Consider the following 19993-nt stretch of genomic DNA (forward strand, 5'->3'; position numbering starts at 1 on the left):
AGCTATTAAGCGTCGTAGAGGTGACAGGCAACAAAGTGGTTCGTTTTTAATTCCTGAAATACTGGTACTTTTTCTTTACAGATTTCTTTCGCTTGCGGGCATCTTGTGTGAAATACGCAGCCTTTTGGCGGATTAGCAGGACTCGGTAGGTCGCCTTGCAGGATAATCCGTTCTCTTTTCACCTGCCCTTTTTTACGGGTGAGCGGAACGGAAGAAAGCAGTGCCTGCGTATATGGATGAAGCGGATCATCGTACAGGCTGTGCTTATCTGCAAGCTCCATCATTTTGCCGAGATACATGACGCCGACTCTATCGCTAATATGCCGAACGACACTTAGATCGTGAGAGATAAATAGATAGGTCAAATCAAATTCCTCCTGAAGCTCCTCCATCAGATTAATGACCTGCGCCTGAATGGATACATCAAGTGCTGATACAGGCTCATCTGCGATGATCATCTCGGGATTCATGGCAAGCGCTCGAGCAATGCCGATCCGCTGCCTCTGCCCGCCAGAAAATTCATGTGGATAGCGATTCGCAAAGCTTGGATGAAGGCCCACTTTGGATAAAAGCTGCTCTACTTTTTCATTTCTTTCTTTTATGGAATATAAGTGATGTGTTTTGTAGGGTTCTTTGATGATGCTTCGAAGTGTTTTTCTAGGGTTGAGTGATGCAAAGGGATCTTGAAAAACCATTTGGATGTTTTTTCGTGTTGATTGTCTTAGCTTTGATTCTGATATGCGGGAGATATCTTGCCCTTTAAATAGGATTTGACCGTCAGTTGGTTGATATAAGCGAATCATTGTCCGTCCTAATGTGGATTTACCGCATCCTGACTCCCCCACAATGCCTAACGTTTCCCCTTTATAAATCTTGAGATCTATGCCGTCAACTGCTTTAACCGCACCGACTTTTTTCTGCAAAATGCCCGCTTTAATTGGAAAGTGCTTTTGAATATTTTTCAGTTCAAGAATGGTTTCTTTCTCTGGGAGATCTGTGAGCTGTGGTTGTTTTTCAGCAAGGGTCATGTTTGGCCTTCCTCCTCCTCATATAAGAAACACCTGACGCTTCGGCCGTTTTCAAATGTTTTCAGCTTGGGTAACTCTCCTATGCAGCGGTCCATAGCTTTTGGACATCTAGGAGCAAAGCGGCAGCCGGCCGGAAGCTGATCTGGCGCAGGGACATTTCCTTTAATCGCCGTTAATGGCTGAATCTCTCCATCAATGACTGGAATCGATTCAAGCAGTCCTTCTGTATATGGATGAAGCGGCTCATCAAACAATTCTTCAACCGTCCCATTTTCAACAACCTGTCCGCAGTACATAACAATCACTCGATCTGCCACTTCAGACACGACACCTAAATCGTGTGTGATCAGAAGAATGGATGTACCGAATGTTGAACATAAATCTTTCATTAAGGTGAGCACCTGCGCTTGAATGGTTACATCTAGTGCGGTTGTTGGTTCATCTGCAATGAGAAGCTTCGGATCGCAGCTTAGCGCAATGGCAATCATGACTCGTTGACGCATGCCGCCTGATAAACGGTGCGGATAATCTTTGATGATTTGTTCTGGGCGAGAAAAACCAACAAGCTTCAGCAGATCAATCGCTTTTCTTGTGGCTTCTTTTTTTGAAAGTTTTTTATGATAGATGAGGATTTCCGTTATTTGTTCCCCGATGGTTAAGACGGGATTAAGTGAGGTCATGGGTTCCTGAAAGATCATGGATACGTCATTACCACGAATGCTGCATAATTCCTTTTCACCATATGTAACCAGGTCTTTGCCATCAAGCTTGATGGAACCGTCCATAATTTTTCCACCAGTTCCATGAATCAGACCCATAATGGATAAGGACGTAATGCTTTTGCCAGATCCAGACTCACCAACTAATGCGACAGTTTCTCCTCTGTTGATGCTAAAGTCAACGCCATCAACAGCGGGTATCGGTTCCTTTTTTCGAAAAAAGTATGTTTTTAAGTTTTGCACTTCAAGTAGCGCGCTCATTCATTCGCTCCTTTCCCCTTAGATCAATAGAGCCGACCAAAAGATTCCGTCTTTTCAGAATAAAAAGAATGATCAAAATTTATATTTGTATATTATTACATCAGCATGACGAAATCAAGAAGTATTTAGTAAATTTGTAATATGTCTCTTTTTATGTGAATTATTCACTTTTTCATTCTATCGCCTTCAAAAAGGTTTCGGCTGGCTCTGCAATCATAGACTTCTCACTGATTCGGTGCTCACTGAAATACTTTTTCACGATATAAAACCCAGTGGCGTAACCAAGCATTTTAGGGTAGTTGCCTTTTCCATAAAGGAGGTTCTGGATGAGTCTTTCGTCGTCCTGAACTTTTTGGTGAAGATGACTGGATACCCATTTCTTGTACATGCGCTGGAGCTGAGCTTCGTCATATAATGTGGTCCATTTGGCTGTATAGCTTTCTCCGTATCTATGATATACAGCATATTCAGCCAACCCTTCCATCATGATTGTATCAAGAAATGTAAAGTCTTTTTCTTCCTTCGTGAGAAAATGCAACCTGCATACATGGTGGTATTCATGTGTCAGCAATGTACCGATACGCTCTTTCGGGGTATTTGGCGATAAAAAGAGAAAGATTTTGTCGTCAAATGCCATGCCGGATTGATAATAAAATTGCTCTCTAATTTCTTTGCTGCTCTCATTGACAGGCAAAATAAATACTGGGACGTCAGGGCCTCCCCACTCTTTTCGCAATGTTTGATATTCTTTCATGACAAGTTTGAAATACCCTTTTTCTTTGAGCTTATCGATCATTTCCTGGCATGGGCTCCAAGATCGCACCATCCCATGATGCTGTAAATGATTGAGAATAGAGGACCATTCTTTTTCTGCTGCTCCTTTGAAATAAGGGACAAAGCGCGCTGCAAGCTCCTGAAATGATGAAGATTGATGAATGAGATATTGTGTATTGATCAGACCCATACCGCTGAACACCTCCTTTTTCATCATATGCAAAAAGGCGGCGATCTGTTTATAGATCGCCGCCTTTTCAGGAAGGATTATGCTTCGTATTTTTTGAAAATAATTGTCGCGTTATGTCCGCCAAAACCAAGTGAGTTACTCAAAGCAACTTGTACTTCTTTTGAACGAGCTTCATTTGCGACATAGTCAAGGTCACATTCTTCATCCGGTGTTTCAAGGTTAATCGTTGGAGGAATGACGCTGTCTTTAATCGCAAGGACAGAGAAAATGGCTTCTACTCCGCCTGCTGCGCCAAGTAAGTGACCTGTCATTGATTTTGTCGAACTGATCGCAAGCTGATTCGCATGCTCTCCGAACACTTCTTTAATGGCCATAGTTTCAAATTTATCATTGTACGGTGTGCTTGTTCCGTGGGCATTGATATAATCAATTTCTTCCACATTCAAACCTGCATCTCGAATTGCTTCTTTCATTGCGCGGACGCCGCCTTCTCCGTTTGGAGCAGGTGCTGTAATATGATACGCATCTCCAGTTGAACCGTATCCAACGATTTCTGCATAAATGGTCGCACCGCGTTTTAACGCATGCTCGAGTTCTTCAAGAACAATCACCCCAGCACCCTCACCCATAACAAATCCGTCACGGTTTTTGTCAAATGGACGGCTTGCTGTCTTTGGATCAGGATTTGTCGAAAGGGCTTTGTTCGCACAGAAACCTGCAAACGACATTTTTGTTAACGGCGCTTCTGTTCCACCTGTAATCATGGCATCAGCATCTCCGCGCTGAATGACTTTAAATGCATCACCAATTGAGTTTGTCCCTGTTGCACACGCTGTCACTGTACAAGAGTTAACTCCTTTTGCGCCAAGTGCAATTGAAATTTGTCCTGTCGCCATATCTGGGATCATCATTGGGACAAAGAATGGGCTTACGCGTCTAGCCCCTTTATTTGAATACACTTCAAACTGCTCCTCAAATGTTTCAAGTCCGCCAATACCAGACCCAACCCATACACCAACACGCGGTGCATTTTCATCTGTGATTTCAAGGCGTGAATCTTCTAGAGCCTTTTGAGCAGCCACAACTGCATATTGAGTGAAGCGCGCCATTTTTCTCGCTTCTTTTTTCTCCATGTAATCTTCGATGTTAAAATCTTTTAATTCTGCAGCTACTTTTGCGGTATACTCACTTGAATCGACTCGTGTGATCGGTCCAACACCTGATACACCTGCTAAAGCATTCTTCCATGTTGTCTCTACATCGTTGCCAAGAGGTGTCAAAGCACCTAATCCTGTAACAACTACTCGCTTCTTATCCATTAATTTGTGCACCTCACTCTTTTATCGGCCCCATCGCATAGCGATTGCGCCCCACGTTAATCCGCCACCAAAACCAACCATTACAATCACATCGCCATCATGAATTTTTCCGGCTTCGATTTCTTCACATAATGAAATTGGAATAGATGCTGCTGATGTGTTTCCATATTTATGGACCGTCTTCGACATTTTTTCGACTGGCAGCTCTAAGCGTTCGCGGGCTGCTTCCATAATGCGAATATTTGCTTGATGCGGGATCAAGAAATCAACGTCTTCTTTCGATAGTCCAGCTTTTTCGATGACGTTTACACTTGACTCACCCATTTGTCTTACAGCAAATTTAAATACTTCTCGTCCATTCATGATTGTATGATCTTTTTCATCTAAGTACAAGTGCTTCCCGCCTCTTCCATCGGCTCCAAGCTCAAATGATAGAATTCCTTTCCCTTCGCTGACTGCTCCTAACACAGCAGCACCTGCTCCATCTCCAAACAGAACAGCTGTATTGCGGTCCTCCCAGTCGGTAATGCGAGAAAGTTTTTCCACGCCAACGACGAGCACGTGCTTGAAAGTTCCTGCTTCGATAAATTGTTTTCCAGTAACAAGCCCATACATAAAGCCAGCACAAGCAGCACTAATATCCATTGCACATGCTTTATGTGCACCGAGCTGTTCTTGAATCATACAAGCGACTGTCGGAAATGCTTGATCTGGCGTGACTGTTGCCACAAGAATCATATCGATATCTTCTGCAGCCACATCTGCGTCAGCTAATGCTTTTTTTGCAGCAGCAAGCGCCATATGAGATGTATTGACATCATCAGATGCAATTCTTCTTTCTTCTATACCTGTTCTAGTACGAATCCACTCGTCAGAAGTTTCAACCATTTTTTCTAAATCATGATTTGTTAATACTTTTTCAGGTATATAGCGGCCAAGGCCAATAATTCCAGCATTCATTGAATAAGACTCCTTTTACTCATACGAGCATGTAATATTGTGATCTTATATTAGTATCTGGTACTAATTTTACCTTATTTTTTTCTCCTTGGCAATACAAACGTCTAACCTTTCCTCTCACTTTTTTCATAGATTAATGTATACCAATAGTAGAAAGGAACATGTGATATGGCGCAAAAGGATATTTTCACGGCAATGATGTTTGGCAAGCCGCTTGAAAAGGAGAATAACAAGACAAAAGCAAAGGAGGAACGCGAGGAGACATCTTCAAATGATGACTCAATCGACTATATGCATGTCATGAATCAGATTGGGAACATTATGAACTCGATTGATGAGCTGAAGCCTGTGTTTAAAAATGTTGGCCCTATGATTAGTGCCTTCAAGAAAAAATTATCATAAAAAAAAGCCACTATTCCGTGGCTTTTTCTGATTCTGCATCTGCTTTTCCAAGCTCATATGCCTCTTGCATGACCGATGTAAACAATGATAGAAGCGGTTGAAGAGCTTCAGGCTCAAGCTGAATCCCTGCTTTATCTAATTCTTCTTTCGCCTGCGGGAAATATTTCATGGCAATTTGTAAAAACTCCATCGATTTTTCGTGCTGCATGATCAATGTCCTCACTTTTCATTCGGCAGTTTGCCTGTTTTTTTGTAATACGCGATATCACTCTCAATGTCCTCCACAAAAGCGCGGTCAATGGTTGAGCTAAATTTCCCCATTTCGATGACTCCTTCTTTAAAGTCAAAGGAGTACTCATCTTGGTCATTTAGCTTGCCTTCATTAAATTTCTTCGCAATGATACTGTACGCTTTATCGACATGCTGCACTGTGCTCGTTAAGACGGTGTGGCTTCCGAGGTTGGATTGATCGGTGACATACCCAATCGCTGATAAATTATCGGCTTTGATTTGTTCAATGACAGGGATATTATAACCATCCCCTGCTGGATACACAACATCTACGCCTTGTTTTTTCAGCTTTTGATAGAGATCTACGGCCTTGTCAGCATCGTCCCAGTTTTCGACAAATTCCGCTAGCACTTGTACATGTCCATCTTGATATTTTGCGCCTTTGATAAAGCCGTCTACTTCGCTTTGCCAGTCGTATGTAGCAAGAATACCAATTTTTTTGGTTTTTGACATATGTGCTGCTGTCATGCCTCCGAAAAAGCCCATGGCTTCTCCTTTAAACGTCACATTTGTGACATTGTCAGCCTGAGGCTTGTTTCCATTAACCGTAATAAATTGTGTTTTAGGATAATCTTCACTGATTAAGTTAAAAATTTCGCTGTATTCATTGCCATGGCCAATAATCAAATTGACCCCTTTTTTATGGAATTCTTCAATGGCATCAACGATTTTATCCTTGTCAACCATGCCTTCCTTATAATAAACATCTACACCGAATGTTGATTGGATATTTAATAAGCCTTTATAACCTTTCGTTCCCCAAACTTGATCATTAATCGTATCGGGGACGAGTAAACCCACCTTCTCAATATGTCCTTTTAGAGGGGCCTGCGAGCAGGCAGATAATAGGAGAAGGAACGAAAAGATCATGACAAGCCGTTGGTACTTCATGCCATGTTCAACTCCCTTTGCAACATGCAGGCATGAACCTGTATGTTAAATATAGGTTTATTTTATACTGAAAAAAGATAAGATGGAAGATCATTCTTACTTTTTGTCGAAAAATGTTGAGTTTTGTCTTTTCCAATCTGCAATCATTTCTTCCGCTTGTTTGTCATCTGTTTGGCTTTCTACCTTCAATTGATGCGCCATATCCTGTCTTTGATTGGTGCAAGACGCCCACTTCAAAAGATCCTTTGCAACATCTTCTACAAAAAATGAGTGGTCTTTTTTTGTTCTTTTTTCTTCATCAAGTGTCCAAGGTCCGAACATGCGAGGAAGGATGACAGCTGGCACGTTTTGTTTGGACAGTTCATCTTCGTGTTCCTTAAATAGTATCCGGTACATCCCATGCTTCGCTTTGATGTCTTCCTCTCTTTTATCTGGTTCCTCTGATTGAATAAAGATCAGGTCATACATCTCTTTGCCATCCTGAAGGTCAATGACACGGACGAGGTCATTTCGGCCGAGCCACATCATCCGCTCTTCTAACAGCCTCTTTTGCTCTTCTGTATGATCGTGAGGACACGTGATATCTACTTGAATGCCCTCTTTCATCATATATTCACAAAGTGTCAGCCCAAAAAATTCATCTGCACCTATGATCAATCCTGTTTCCATGTTCATGTCCCCTTTTTTAGTATATCGAATAAAAAGAAGAGCCCTTTCCATGAAGGGCTGTTATCATCCTATTCATTACAATTCTCTTTCATGCGATTTATAAAACTTGTGAATGGACTGAAAGATTCTTCTCGGATGATCAAACATATGCAAGGTGAGATCGATCTGACAATGTTCTGGATTCCTCATATGCTGATCGATAAAAGGCTTTGCGTGCAGTTCATATGAATACGGAGCGCCGCTTAGTCTTTGCCATATATGAATCGGTACATGAGCTGAATGAACAGGGCAAGAAGGCAGCGGATACGTTTCTGCTTCTTTTTCAGAGCAGCCATAGCTCTGCATCAACTCTTTGATCAGCTGTTTGTAAAAGAATTTGTGTTCCTTTTCTCTTTCTCTTTGTGCATGCAGATGCAAACATGGATTCACCATCGCAATGGACCTTAGCACTTCTGGCATTTCTTCGGCAAGGCTCATGGCGACAAGTGCCCCCATCCCCTCTGCCAGCACATGAATTTCCCGGTTTAATATTTCTTGTTTTAATGTGTGATGAACAAGCTGCTTTGCACTAAACACAGCATCTTCGCATCCCCAGTGATTCCCATGAAGATGACTATTAAACAATGTATATCCTTCATCCTTTAAGGCAGTTAAAAGCTGGTTTCTTCCATAATGCTGAAGCCAGAATGATGTATTTTCCTGCACAAAGTGATTTCGGTCACCGAGGATAAGAATGCCAAAGCCATTTGGTTTTTGAGGAAGGTGAATGACGTTCCACTGGGAACCAAGCTGGAAAAACCGTTCGCTTACACCCATATGGCCAGCCTCCTTTCAGTGATTCTGCTTTCTATGATATGAACAACAACTCTTGTAGGAATAAGGAAATCCCCTAAAGACAGAAGAATTCTTTTTATTTTTATAGGAGAAGGTCTAAAAATGGTCACATAAAGGCGGAAAACAGTCTTTTCCCTTAACTCATATCTATGGTATGATAATCAATAGATTGTTACATAAAGGACGGTGGGATTATGCATTATATTATCACCCTCATTTGGACTTTTCTGCTGACACATATGGCTGGTTACATCGTTGCATCTATGAATGGAGCTGCTTATGATTTTACTTTGACTTCCATTCTTGCTGTTGTGTTTACGGTTATTTTATTCATCTTTGCTGAAGTAAGTCCAATGAAAGAAACGGAAAGTTCAACAAAACACTCTTAATAGTAAGAAATGATTGCTGACAAAGGGCTAAAATGATGATTTTAGCTCTTTTCTTCTTTTCAGCGTCTATTGAAACGTTTCTCTTCATGCTAAAACCCCCTGTCTTGAATACAGGGGGTTTTTTTATTGGTTTACACCTCAACTGTTTCGGATTTCTGTTTGTCTTGAGTCAAATGGCTTTTCGCAAGCCCTGTAAACAGGAAGATCGCGATGCCTGATAAAATTTCAAGCACCCCTCCGCCAGCAATGACAGGTCCCGCTCCAAATCTTTCTGCTAGGACACCTGATACAACAGCTGCAAGCGGGAGAAAGACATTTGATGATGCATTGATCACGGCATATACTTGCGGCTGGTCCTCTTGGTCGACAGACGTTTGAATAATGACCATTTCTGGTACATTGATCGCACTGACGGCAGCACCGAAAATAAAGGAAGCAAGAAGAACGACCGGCAACCATGTGCTCATCCCGGTGATAAAGAACGCTGCCCCTTCAATCATTCCAGCGACAATAAAGAACAAACCAAATCTTTTAATTTTCACCTTTGCCAGCGCAAAGCCCATCATAAACGCGCCCACTGCGGCAACGCCTCTTAAAATGGAATACACCATTGAATCACTTTGCAGCGCTTCTGCTACGTATACAGCGGAAAGTGCCTGCCACGGGGCTGCTGCGACATTCATTAAAATACAATACAGCGTCAGCGCAAATAAAATATGATGATTTTTGACAACAAGGAAGCCTCTTTTTAAGTTATATAGGTATGTATTCTTTGCTTGTTTCACGCCCGCTACCTTTTCTTCATCGGCTTTCTTAAGTTTGACACCGATAATAAACAGGCCAGATATGATAAATAAGGCTGTTGTGATCAGCAGTGTATCCGCAGGTCCAATTAATTTGACCAAAAGCCCCGCTACCATCACTGCTGCAAGTGCGACAATTTCAAAAGAAGATTGCAGGATTGCATTTGCTTTTTGAATGAGATGCTTCGGAACAATCTGCGGCAGAATGGCCACAGAAGCTGGGTTGTATGCTGCACCTGTTGCCGACTGAATCACCATTAATGAGATCAATAACCATAAAGGCAAAAGATGCGAAAAGTGCAGTAGTGGAATAATGAGTACAATTGTTGCTCGAACGATGTCTGAAGCGAACATCCATTTAGACAAATGGTGCTTTTTCATAAGAGGTCCTAATATTGGGGCTAACAATGATGAAGGAAGAACGGTAACTGCTAGAAGAAGTCCTGTACCCAGCGCTCCATCCCCTCTTAAAATCAATAGCCAAAGAACGGATGTAAAAGCAAAACTTTCCCCTGTATTTTTAATAAGTCTTGATATAAATAATGAGGTGAAGCGTTTATTCCAAACACTTTCACTGAGATTCGTCTTTTCCATCACACAAATCCTTTCAACATCTCAATTGTCACTTACATATTTTACCTTACATTCTCTTTTTTTCATACTATTTATTTGAAAATTTGACCTTAATTGCTTTTTATTATAAAGAAAAAAGAGGCATGACACATGCCTCTAAAGACTTATTCATATGGACTCTTAGTCAATTGCTTACGGCTTTCTTTGATACGTCCAAACACGGTTATGGTTCGAGTTATCCGGAAAGACGTCGCCTGCTTTAAGCTTAATCTTTAAAGGATCCTTCACCATGCTGCCGGTTTCACCGATCTCGATATAGATACCATTATTCGGTGCTTTATTCCCTGATTTAAACTGATGCTGTTGGCCCATTTCCATCCTCCTTTCTCGATTGCTGTTATTATGTCCGTCACTTGCCTCCCCAATCCTTGATGCAAAAAGTCCCTGCTCCTTCGAGTCAGGGACACATATGGTTTATTTGGTTTGTTGATACATCAGCTCTTTGATTAACGCTTTTTGTACATGCAAGCGATTTTCTGCCTGCTGAAATACTTTTGAATGCGGCCCGTCAATAATGTCTGCTGTTACTTCTTCTCCGCGGTGTGCCGGCAGACAATGAAGGAAAATATAGTCCTTTGCTGCATGACGCATCAGTTCATCATTGACTTGATATTCTTTAAATTCAGCAAGACGCTTCTCGGTTTCTGCTTCCTGCCCCATGCTTGTAAACACATCTGAATATATGACATCCGCATCCTGAACAGCTGCGACAGGATCTGTTGTAACGATCACTTCTGCACCGGATTGTTTCGCAAACTCACGCGCAGTGTCTGTCACTTCTTGGAGTGGTTCATAGCCTTTCGGTGATGCAACCGCAATATCACAGCCTAACTGCGCACAGCCGACCATCAAGGAGTGCGCTACGTTATTTCCATCTCCGATATACGCCACTTTGACTCCTTTTAAAGTCCCTTTTGCTTCTTTGATTGTCAATAAATCAGCAAGTGCCTGACATGGATGTGAGTAATCAGTCAATCCGTTGATGACTGGAATGGACGCGTATTTTGCCAGCTCCTCTACCTTCTCATGTTCAAAGGTACGAATCATAATGCCATCTACATACCCGGACAGCACTTGCGCCGTATCACTAACGGATTCTCCTCTGCCAATTTGCAAATCATTTGAGCTGAGGAAAAGCGCGTGTCCGCCTAGCTGCGTCATGCCCGCTTCAAACGATACACGGGTTCTAGTAGAGGACTTTTCAAAAATCATCGCTAACGTTTTCCCTTTAAATAAATCCTGATATGGATGTTGTTTCATTTCTTCCGCTTTTTCAATTAAGTACGCAATGTCATTGATAGAGAAATCCTTTAACGATAAAAAGTCTTTTCCGTATAATGCCGGTTGCACGTCTACTTGATTCATGCCGTCACTTCCTTTTTATATAATTCATGGAGAGATACTGGCGATACATCTCCCTCTTTCCCTTTCAGGAATGCTTGAACTGTTTCATATTCGGTTAGGACTTGAACACCATGCGTGAGCGATTTTACACGTTGCTCTTTTGCCTCTTCATCCTCCCCTAAGTGGATGTGAAGGGATTTATCGCTTTGTTGCAGCCAAGATTCAAAGCTGCCAGTCCATACGTCAAAGCCTGCTTGTTTCGCTTCCTCTATTAATAATTCACTGCCTTGTATAAAGAGGCTCCCTTTCTGTTGCCAAATCGACGCAAATACTTTTTTCAAGGCGCTTTCGACGTTTTTGCCTACACACATTCCTTCACCTGTCGCTTTCATTTCTGGTGTCAGCTTTAAATCGATATCTTGAATGGCATGTGATGAGAAGACTGGGAATTTCACAGCTGTTCCCCCCTTGTTTTTCGTTGAAGGGTTTAATTCATCAAGCGTCGCACCAGCTAATAACTTTGTTGCCATTGGAATCATTTCAATGCCCATGACCTTGCTGACGACTGGGACAGTCCGGCTTGCCCGAGGGTTCACCTCTAATACAAGCGCCTGATCGCCTTTGATCACAAATTGGATATTCATAATGCCCTTAAACGCTAATTTCTTCGCTATTTGTTCAGATGCAGTATACACCTGCTGTTTGATGTCCTCACTGATAGAGACGCTTGGTAAAATAGCAAAGCTGTCACCTGAATGCACGCCCGCTTTCTCAATATGCTCAACGATCGTTGGAATGAAGGTCGTTTTTCCGTCAGAAATAAGATCCACTTCAACTTCTTTTCCAGTAACATACTCATCAATTAAGATCGGGTACGGCAAATGATCTGGCTGATCAAGCAGTGATGTGAGATGAGCTTCTGATTGGACAACAATCATTCCCATTCCGCCAATGACATACGATGGGCGAATTAACACAGGATAACCGATGCTTTTGGCATGCGTGAGTGCTTCTTCTTTTGAGTGAGCCGTATCTCCTTTTGCATGAGGAAGCTTCAATTCATCAAGAAGCTGATAGAACAAATCACGATCCTCTAATGCATCTAATGTGTTAAAGGATGTACCTAATAGCGTAACCCCGGCTTTTTCCAAGCCTTCTGCTACATTAATCGCAGTCTGTCCACCAAATTGGACGATGACGAAATCAATCTGTTCCGCTTCCACCACGTTTAAGATATGCTCTAGTGTAATGGGTTCAAAATATAAACGATCTGCAATCTCATAATCGGTACTTACCGTTTCTGGATTGTTGTTCATCATGATGGTTTCAAATCCAAGCTTTTGCAGAGTGAGAACCCCATGAACCGCACTATAGTCAAACTCGACTCCCTGCCCAATTCGAATTGGACCAGAGCCAATGATGAGTGCACGCTGCTTTGTTTTCTCCTGATGCTCCCCATCACTTTTCCCAAAGTACGTGGAATAGAAGTAATTCGTTTTCGCATCAAATTCCGCCGCACATGTATCGACAATTTTAAATGAAGCAGCAATGCCATACTCCTTCCGAAGCTGCCTAATTGCCTCTTCACTATTACCTGTAAGATGAGCAATCGTTTCATCAAGGAAGCCCTTTTCTTTTACCTTTTTCAAGGTGTCTTTCGATAGAGTCCCCTTTTGATTCTTGAGTTCCTGTTCGAGTGCGATCATTCGGTTGAACACATGTAAGAAAAACAGATCAATTTTTGTCATCTGATGAATTGTTTCAACCGTCTCTTGTCTTGAAAGAAGCTCCATGACAGCGAAAAAGCGGCGATCATCTGGCGTTTTGATTAATTCAAATAATTGTTCAGTCGATTGCTCTTTCAGTTCTGGCAGGTGAAAGCCCTTTGTTTTGATCTCAAGTGATGCGACTGCTTTTTGAATGGCAGACTCTAAATTACGGTCAATCGCCATGACTTCACCAGTGGCCTTCATTTTTGTGCCTAATTGACGGTCTGCCTGTTTGAATTTATCAAACGGCCAGCGTGGGAATTTCACAACGACATAATCAAGTGCCGGCTCGAAGCTAGCATAAGTTGTACCTGTGAGCGGGTTTTTCAATTCGTCTAGTGTATAGCCCACCGCAAGCTTTGCAGCCATTTTTGCAATCGGATAGCCTGTTGCTTTTGATGCAAGAGCAGATGAACGGCTGACCCGAGGATTGACCTCAATGACAAAGTATTTTTTACTAAGTGGATCAAGAGCAAATTGAATATTGCATCCGCCGACTACATCCAGTGCTGAAATGATTTTCAGGCTCGCGGAACGGAGCATTTGATAATCCTGATCCGTTAATGTTTGAGATGGCGCAACAACAATCGAGTCACCTGTGTGCACACCAACTGGATCGATATTTTCCATGTTACATACAGTGATACACGTATTTTGACGATCTCTCATGACCTCATATTCGACTTCTTTGAAGCCAGCTATGCTTTTTTCAACTAAACACTGATGAATCGGGCTTGCTAATAGGGCTCCTTCAATGAGCGGCTTAAACGCCTCTTCTGTTAAAGCGATTCCGCCGCCCTTACCGCCAAGTGTGTACGCTGGCCTAAGGATGACCGGGAAGCCTACTTCTTTTGCAAATTGAAGGGCATCTTTCGCATTATCCACAATTTCACTATCTGGCACAGGTTCGTTCAACTGTTTCATGAGAGCACGGAATTTCTCACGATCTTCACCGTTTTCAATTGTTTCAACTGACGTTCCGAGCAGTGTCACCCCGTGCTTTTTCAGTACACCGGCTTTTTCTAACTCGACTGCAAGGTTTAAAGCCGTCTGTCCGCCAAGGTTGGCTAAAAGACCATCTGGCTTTTCCTTTTCAATAATTCTTGTCACTGAATCAACTGAAAGCGGTTCAAAATAAATTTCATCAGCAAATGACTCGTCTGTCATAATGGTGGCTGGGTTGTTATTCACTAAAATGACGTTGTAGCCCTCTTCTTTTAAGGCCATACATCCTTGTGTTCCTGAGTAATCAAATTCTGCTGCCTGACCAATGATGATTGGACCAGACCCGATGACTAGAATGGTTTGTATGCTTTGATCTTTAGGCATGTGCGACTTCTCTCCTTGCTTGTTTCACTTTCTCAATAAAATCATCGAATACCCATTCACTTTCAGCAGGCCCTGGGTGTGCTTCTGGATGAAATTGAACGGACATGATCAGCTTCTCTTTATGAATGAATCCTTCTACAGACCCATCATTTACATGAAGGAATTTCACGTCCACTTCTTTGTCATTCATGCTGTTTTCATTCACAACATAGCTGTGATTCTGACTCGTCATGAAGACACGTTTTGATTCTGTATCTTGTACAGGGTGATTCGCCCCGCGGTGGCCAAACGGCAGCTTATACGTATCCCCGCCAAGTGCTAGAGCGATTAATTGGTGACCTAAGCAAATGCCAAGTGTCGGGAAGGTCATCATGATGTCATGAATCGTCTTTAAATATGGTTTCATTGTTTTAGGATCTCCAGGTCCGTTTGACAGCAGAATCGCATCTGGCTTGATCTCAAACACCTTTTCCATTTGTTTATACGGAAGGACCGTTACTTTACAGCCGCGCGCTTCAAGCGAATCGGCAATTGACTTTTTAAAGCCAAAATCAATGAGTGCTATATGCTCCTCGCCGCTTCCTTGTGTGTAGATCTCATCCTCTGTGACCTGCTCGACTACATTGTCTTGTTTCATCGCCGGTGGTGTTTCGTTTTCGTCTATACTTAACACAGCGTTCATCGTTCCATTTGCCCGTATGTTTTGCACAACTGCGCGAGTATCAGTATGTGTCAGAAGCGGAATGTTCCATTTCTGTAAATAATCCTTTAAGCTGACTGCTGCAAGATGGTGAGAAAAATGCTCAGCTGCCTCATAGACAACCACCGCTTTTACTTGAGGCTTTTTGCTCTCAAAATCTTCATGATTGATGCCGTAATTTCCGATAAGCGGATACGTGAACACAATGATCTGACCTTTATAAGAGGGATCTGTGAGCACCTCTTGATAACCTGTCATGCCTGTAAAAAAGACCACTTCACCAGTGATACCAGCTTCTCCTGTCAGATCTCCTTCAAAAGAGGCTCCATCTTCTAAATTTAAATAACCTTTCATGCTTATGTCACCCCAAAATTGAATAATTAATGATATAAATGCATTTTTATACGAAATGGTGTAAAAAAATTTACACTGTGACCGTTTCATTTGCTAACACTTGAATGATCGCTTCGATCGCTTGATCCAATTCTGCTTTCTCCACATTTAACGGAGGTAATAAACGAATGACGTTTGGACCAGCTGGAAGCACTAGCAACCCTTGTTCTCTAAGAGCTGTGATGTAGTCACCTACTGGCTGATGACACTCAATGCCTGCCATTAATCCTTTTCCTCGTACTTCCTTTACGATGTTCAGCTGTTTGACGTCTTGTAGTTTTTCTAACAGATAAGCGCCTTTTTCTTTGACTTCCGAAAGAAATTCTTCTTTGAAAATCACATCGAGTGTTGCATTCACAGCTGCCATGGCAAGCATGTTACCACCAAATGTTGTTCCGTGTGAACCTGGGGAGAATGCATCTCCTAAAGCCTTTTTCCCGATGACTGCACCGACTGGGAAGCCATTTCCTAGACCTTTTGCAGCTGAGATAATATCAGGATCAAGTCCCGTTTGTTCGTATGCAAACGCTGTTCCTGTTCGTCCAATACCCGTTTGAATTTCGTCTACGATGAGCAGTGCTTCATGCTTTTTGCAAAATGCCTGAACTGCCTCTAGAAATTCTGCTGTCGCTGGATTCACTCCACCTTCACCTTGCACAACCTCCAGCATCACTGCTGCGACATCATCGATTTCACAAGCTGACATAGCCTCTGGATCATTAAACGGTACATAGTGAAAGCCTTCCAGCATAGGGCCAAAGCCAGTTTTGATTTTATCTTGACCTGTGGCAGCCATACCAGCATACGTGCGCCCGTGAAAAGAATGCAAAAATGTCACGATATTTGTTTTTCCTGTTGCTTTACGGGCCAATTTGATAGCCCCTTCATTCGCCTCAGCCCCGCTATTGCAGAAAAACACGAGATCCCCTGAACAGTTTGCTGCCAGCTTTTCTGCTGCTTTTTCCTGCGGTCCATTTTCAAATAGATTCGATACATGCCAGACTCGATCAAGCTGTTCCTTAATGGCTTGATTCACCTTTAGGTGATTGTGGCCAAGATTTGTGACCGCAATGCCTTGAATAAAGTCTAAATATTTTTTTCCATTTGTATCGACTGCCCAAGAACCTGCTGCTTCTTTTATTTCAACATTCCACCGGCCATAGGTTTGAAAGAGATGACTCACAGGACCGCCTCCTTTTGTTTCACAATTCTTGTTCCTTTAAAGGTTTCCCCTGTAAAGATGCTACCTTTGCCATTGACGATCATGACTTCATCCACATCTCCTGATAAAGCACTTAACGCGGATTGTACTTTAGGAATCATTCCCCCGGAAATAATGCCTTCATCTATGAGCGTGAGGGCTTCTTGTTCGGTGACGACATCTAATAGCTCACCATTTTTTAAAATGCCTTCAACATCTGTGACAAACATGAGCTTATCGGCTTTCATGGCTCCTGCGACAGCTGATGCTGCTAAATCGGCATTCACATTTAAAGTTTGGCACTCTTCCGTCATAGATAGCGGAGCAATAACAGGGATAAACTGTTTATCCATTAATGCTTCAGCCATTTCAGGATTGACCTCTTTGATTTGTCCAACGTATCCATAAACATCTTGATCGAGAAAATCAGCAACGAGCATCTGACCATCTTTACCAGATACACCGACAGATGAAATATCATGCTTTGCCAGCTCTGACACAAAGTATTTATTCACTGTACCCGAAAGAACCATTTCGGCTACCTCTAACACTGGCTTCGTTGTTTTACGCTGTCCGTCAACGAATTCTGTTTTCACTTCTAATTTTCGCAGCATGTCAGTGATTTCAGGCCCTCCGCCATGTACGATAGCCAGCTTAAATCCAGCAGCTTGAAGTGAGCGGACATTTTCATAAAAGGTATCTGAAAGTTCTCGAATGACACTGCCTCCACACTTGAACACGATTGTTTTATCCATGTCTATCCCCTTCATTATGTGCGATAGCTCGCGTTAATTTTCACGTAATCATAGGTAAGGTCACAGCCCCATGCTGCCGCTTCACCATTTCCTTCATTCATTTGAATGAAAATCGTAATCTCATCCTGCTCTAGATACGCTTTTGCTTCCTCTTCTGAGAAAGACTGCGGTTCATTGTGTTTGAACAGACATTTTCCGCCTAAATAGACTTCAACCTCTTCCGGTGTAACGGAAGCTGCGCTATGACCGATAGCTCCAACAATCCGGCCCCAGTTGGCATCCGTGCCGTATACGGCTGTTTTCACAAGACTTGAACCAACGATTTTTTTCGCAATAATGCCGGCTTCTAAATTATTTTTAGCACCAGCGACTTTCGCTTCGATTAATTTGGTTGCGCCTTCTCCATCTCTTGCAATCTCTTTGGCTAAATCCTCACAAGCTAGTTTTAAGCCTTCTTTAAACAATGGCCATTCTGGATGTTCTTCATTCAGTGCATCATTTTCTGCCATGCCATTTGCCATCACTAGTACCATATCGTTTGTCGATGTTTCTCCATCGACGGTAATTTGATTAAAGGTCACATCCGTAATGTCACGAAGCGCTTGTTGCAAAGCTTCCTGCTCGACATTTGCATCTGTTGTGACAAAGCCAAGCATTGTTGCCATGTTTGGATGAATCATGCCTGAGCCTTTCGCTGCGCCTGAAATGAGAATCTCTTTTCCGTCTATCGTCAGGGTGTATGTTGTATTTTTAATGACTGTATCTGTCGTTAAGATCGCTTCTTCAAAATGACCTTTTTCTGCTTTTGCCGCTTTCAGCTCGGTAATGCCTTTTTTGATTTTATCCATATCCAGACACTCTCCGATGACCCCAGTTGAAGAAACGGCAATGTAATCAGGTGCTACCCCTAACATGTCTGCGCAGGCTGCCTGCATGTCATATGCATCTTTCAAGCCCTGCTCACCAGTACATGCATTGGCGATGGCACTATTGACAATGACACCTTTTAATTGCCCTGTCTTTTTTAAGCTTTTTTGTGTGACTTTAAGAGGCGCAGCTTGAAAGTGACTTTGTGTGTATACCGCAGCACTCGCAGCCGGCACCTCACTAACAATCAGTCCAAGGTCTTTTTTTGAATAGCGCAATCCAATATGAATCCCCTTCGCTTCAAAGCCTTTTGGTGATGATACGTCACCGTCTATTTTGACAATGCTTTTTTCATTCAATTCGATCATGTTTGTTGTCTCCCCTGTCTCTTATGGATAAAGAGGTGTCATTGTGAGGCCCGCCTCTTCATGTAAGCCTTTGATGATGTTGAAGTTTTGAACCGCTTGACCGGCTGCGCCTTTCATGAGATTGTCTATGACCGACACGATCGTGAGTCTCCCTGTTCGCTCATCTAAATGAAAGCCAATGTCACAGAAGTTACTGCCGTATACTTCTTTTGTTTGCGGATACAGCCCGTGATCTCTCACTCTGACAAAATAGGAATCTTCATAAAAGCCTTTCATACGCTTCATCAATTCTTCTTTTGTGACATCCGATTTCAATTGTGTATACATCGTCGCCATAATCCCTCTTGTCATCGGGACAAGATGCGTTGAAAATGTGACGTTCGCCGTTTGCGGATTCCATTCTCTTAATACTTGTTCTATTTCAGGTGTATGCTGATGCTCATTCACCTTATAAATTTTAAAGTTGTCATTTAGTTCTGAAAAATGCGTTCCAAGCGAGGCAGATCGTCCGGCACCGGACACCCCTGTTTTCGCATCTATAATAATCATCGATTCATCCATTAGATTCTGTTTCATCAGCGGTGCTAAACCGAGAAGAACGGCGGTAGGAAAGCAGCCCGGATTGGCAATCACTTCAGCCTGCTGAATTTTTTCTCGATTCAGTTCGGATAAACCGTACACCGCTTGTTGAACAGATGCTTCATCCGCTGCCCTTCGTTTATACCAAGCTTCATAGGTTGCGCCATCTTCAATGCGCAAATCACCTGATAAATCAATGATTGGCACCCCTTGATTCATAAGCTTTGGCGTCAGTTCACTTGATACGCCTACTGGTGTCGCTAAAAACACAGCATCTGTTTCTTGCACAATGGCAGCCGGATCAATCGCTTTTAATGTGTGGTCTGCTATGTTTGTCAGATGCGGATAAGATTGACTGTATAATTGCCCATCACCACTTGATGAATACAATATACATTCCTCCACATGTGGATGGTGCTTAAAGATACGAACCAATTCCGCACCACCGTACCCTGTAGCACCTATAATACCTATTTTCAACGTCAATACACCCTCTTGATCTTTGTGAAATTATTTAACATTATA

20 protein-coding genes are annotated in these 19993 nt (G+C 42.5%); 2 read left to right on the forward strand and 18 right to left on the reverse strand.

From position 1 onward, the window contains the following. Positions 1-5 precede the first annotated feature (5 nt). The 5 genes from IEE86_RS08515 to IEE86_RS08535 all read right to left on the reverse strand — a co-directional run bounded on the left by IEE86_RS08515 (position 6) and on the right by IEE86_RS08535 (position 5251). Positions 6-1028, reverse strand: a complete 1023-nt coding sequence (locus tag IEE86_RS08515) for an ABC transporter ATP-binding protein (RefSeq protein WP_191096816.1) — start codon at positions 1026-1028, stop codon at positions 6-8. Continuing rightward, positions 1025-2008, reverse strand: coding sequence for an ABC transporter ATP-binding protein (locus IEE86_RS08520; RefSeq protein ID WP_191096817.1), 984 nt, complete (start codon positions 2006-2008; stop codon positions 1025-1027). Before IEE86_RS08520 ends, IEE86_RS08515 begins: the two co-directional genes overlap by 4 nt. 172 nt (positions 2009-2180) lie before the next feature. Continuing rightward, on the reverse strand, positions 2181-2972 hold the full coding sequence (locus tag IEE86_RS08525) for a DUF2268 domain-containing putative Zn-dependent protease (protein ID WP_191096818.1): 792 nt from the start codon (positions 2970-2972) through the stop codon (positions 2181-2183). Between the two features lie 77 nt (positions 2973-3049). Beyond that, a complete protein-coding gene (fabF, locus tag IEE86_RS08530) occupies positions 3050-4291 on the reverse strand; it encodes a beta-ketoacyl-ACP synthase II (RefSeq protein WP_191096819.1) in 1242 nt (413 codons plus the stop codon). 21 nt (positions 4292-4312) lie between these two features. Next, positions 4313-5251 carry a beta-ketoacyl-ACP synthase III gene (locus IEE86_RS08535; RefSeq protein WP_191096820.1) on the reverse strand — a complete coding sequence of 313 codons (939 nt, stop codon included), beginning with the start codon at positions 5249-5251 and terminating at the stop codon, positions 4313-4315. A 168-nt stretch (positions 5252-5419) separates the two neighbouring features. Between IEE86_RS08535 and IEE86_RS08540 the strand changes: the two genes are divergently transcribed. Continuing rightward, complete coding sequence (locus tag IEE86_RS08540; RefSeq protein ID WP_191096821.1) at positions 5420-5653, forward strand: hypothetical protein; 234 nt, start codon at positions 5420-5422, stop codon at positions 5651-5653. Positions 5654-5663: 10 nt separating this feature from the next. Here the strand turns inward: IEE86_RS08540 and IEE86_RS08545 are convergent, their stop codons facing one another. The 4 genes from IEE86_RS08545 to IEE86_RS08560 form a co-directional block, all read right to left on the reverse strand. Next, positions 5664-5861 carry a ComZ family protein gene (locus IEE86_RS08545; protein ID WP_003211983.1) on the reverse strand — a complete coding sequence of 66 codons (198 nt, stop codon included), beginning with the start codon at positions 5859-5861 and terminating at the stop codon, positions 5664-5666. 11 nt (positions 5862-5872) lie between these two features. Continuing rightward, positions 5873-6835 (reverse strand): BMP family ABC transporter substrate-binding protein, encoded by a 963-nt coding sequence (locus tag IEE86_RS08550; protein ID WP_191096822.1) that lies wholly within the window; start codon positions 6833-6835, stop codon positions 5873-5875. A 96-nt stretch (positions 6836-6931) separates the two neighbouring features. Beyond that, a complete protein-coding gene (locus IEE86_RS08555) occupies positions 6932-7504 on the reverse strand; it encodes a nad binding enzyme (protein ID WP_191096823.1) in 573 nt (190 codons plus the stop codon). Between the two features lie 75 nt (positions 7505-7579). Further along, the gene (locus IEE86_RS08560; protein ID WP_191096824.1) at positions 7580-8320 is read right to left on the reverse strand and encodes a hypothetical protein; all 741 of its coding nucleotides are present in this window, start codon (positions 8318-8320) and stop codon (positions 7580-7582) included. Positions 8321-8532: 212 nt separating this feature from the next. Between IEE86_RS08560 and IEE86_RS08565 the strand changes: the two genes are divergently transcribed. Continuing rightward, positions 8533-8727, forward strand: coding sequence for a YjzD family protein (locus tag IEE86_RS08565; RefSeq protein WP_003211779.1), 195 nt, complete (start codon positions 8533-8535; stop codon positions 8725-8727). 131 nt (positions 8728-8858) lie between these two features. Here IEE86_RS08565 and IEE86_RS08570 read toward each other — a convergent pair whose 3' ends face one another. The 9 genes from IEE86_RS08570 to argC all read right to left on the reverse strand — a co-directional run bounded on the left by IEE86_RS08570 (position 8859) and on the right by argC (position 19948). Next, the gene (locus IEE86_RS08570; protein ID WP_191096825.1) at positions 8859-10124 is read right to left on the reverse strand and encodes an MFS transporter; all 1266 of its coding nucleotides are present in this window, start codon (positions 10122-10124) and stop codon (positions 8859-8861) included. Between the two features lie 171 nt (positions 10125-10295). Further along, complete coding sequence (locus tag IEE86_RS08575) at positions 10296-10475, reverse strand: YjzC family protein (RefSeq protein WP_071167791.1); 180 nt, start codon at positions 10473-10475, stop codon at positions 10296-10298. Positions 10476-10577: 102 nt separating this feature from the next. Beyond that, on the reverse strand, positions 10578-11528 hold the full coding sequence (gene argF, locus IEE86_RS08580) for an ornithine carbamoyltransferase (RefSeq protein ID WP_191096826.1): 951 nt from the start codon (positions 11526-11528) through the stop codon (positions 10578-10580). Beyond that, positions 11525-14605, reverse strand: a complete 3081-nt coding sequence (locus tag IEE86_RS08585) for a carbamoyl phosphate synthase large subunit (RefSeq protein WP_191096827.1) — start codon at positions 14603-14605, stop codon at positions 11525-11527. Before IEE86_RS08585 ends, argF begins: the two co-directional genes overlap by 4 nt. After that, entirely contained in the window at positions 14598-15659 is a 1062-nt protein-coding gene (locus IEE86_RS08590; RefSeq protein ID WP_191096828.1) for a carbamoyl phosphate synthase small subunit, read from the reverse strand. Before IEE86_RS08590 ends, IEE86_RS08585 begins: the two co-directional genes overlap by 8 nt. Positions 15660-15729: 70 nt before the next feature. Further along, positions 15730-16881, reverse strand: coding sequence for an acetylornithine transaminase (locus IEE86_RS08595; protein WP_191096829.1), 1152 nt, complete (start codon positions 16879-16881; stop codon positions 15730-15732). Beyond that, the gene (argB, locus tag IEE86_RS08600) at positions 16878-17654 is read right to left on the reverse strand and encodes an acetylglutamate kinase (RefSeq protein ID WP_191096830.1); all 777 of its coding nucleotides are present in this window, start codon (positions 17652-17654) and stop codon (positions 16878-16880) included. The genes IEE86_RS08595 and argB overlap by 4 nt, the downstream gene beginning before the upstream one ends. A 14-nt stretch (positions 17655-17668) precedes the next feature. Then, positions 17669-18889, reverse strand: a complete 1221-nt coding sequence (argJ, locus tag IEE86_RS08605; RefSeq protein WP_191096831.1) for a bifunctional ornithine acetyltransferase/N-acetylglutamate synthase — start codon at positions 18887-18889, stop codon at positions 17669-17671. 21 nt (positions 18890-18910) lie between these two features. Further along, on the reverse strand, positions 18911-19948 hold the full coding sequence (gene argC, locus IEE86_RS08610) for an N-acetyl-gamma-glutamyl-phosphate reductase (RefSeq protein ID WP_191096832.1): 1038 nt from the start codon (positions 19946-19948) through the stop codon (positions 18911-18913). Between the last annotated feature and the right edge of the window lie 45 nt (positions 19949-19993).

Origin of the sequence: Bacillus crepusculi (assembly GCF_014764715.1) — a bacterium.
Taxonomy (GTDB): Bacteria; Bacillota; Bacilli; order Bacillales; family Bacillaceae; genus Bacillus.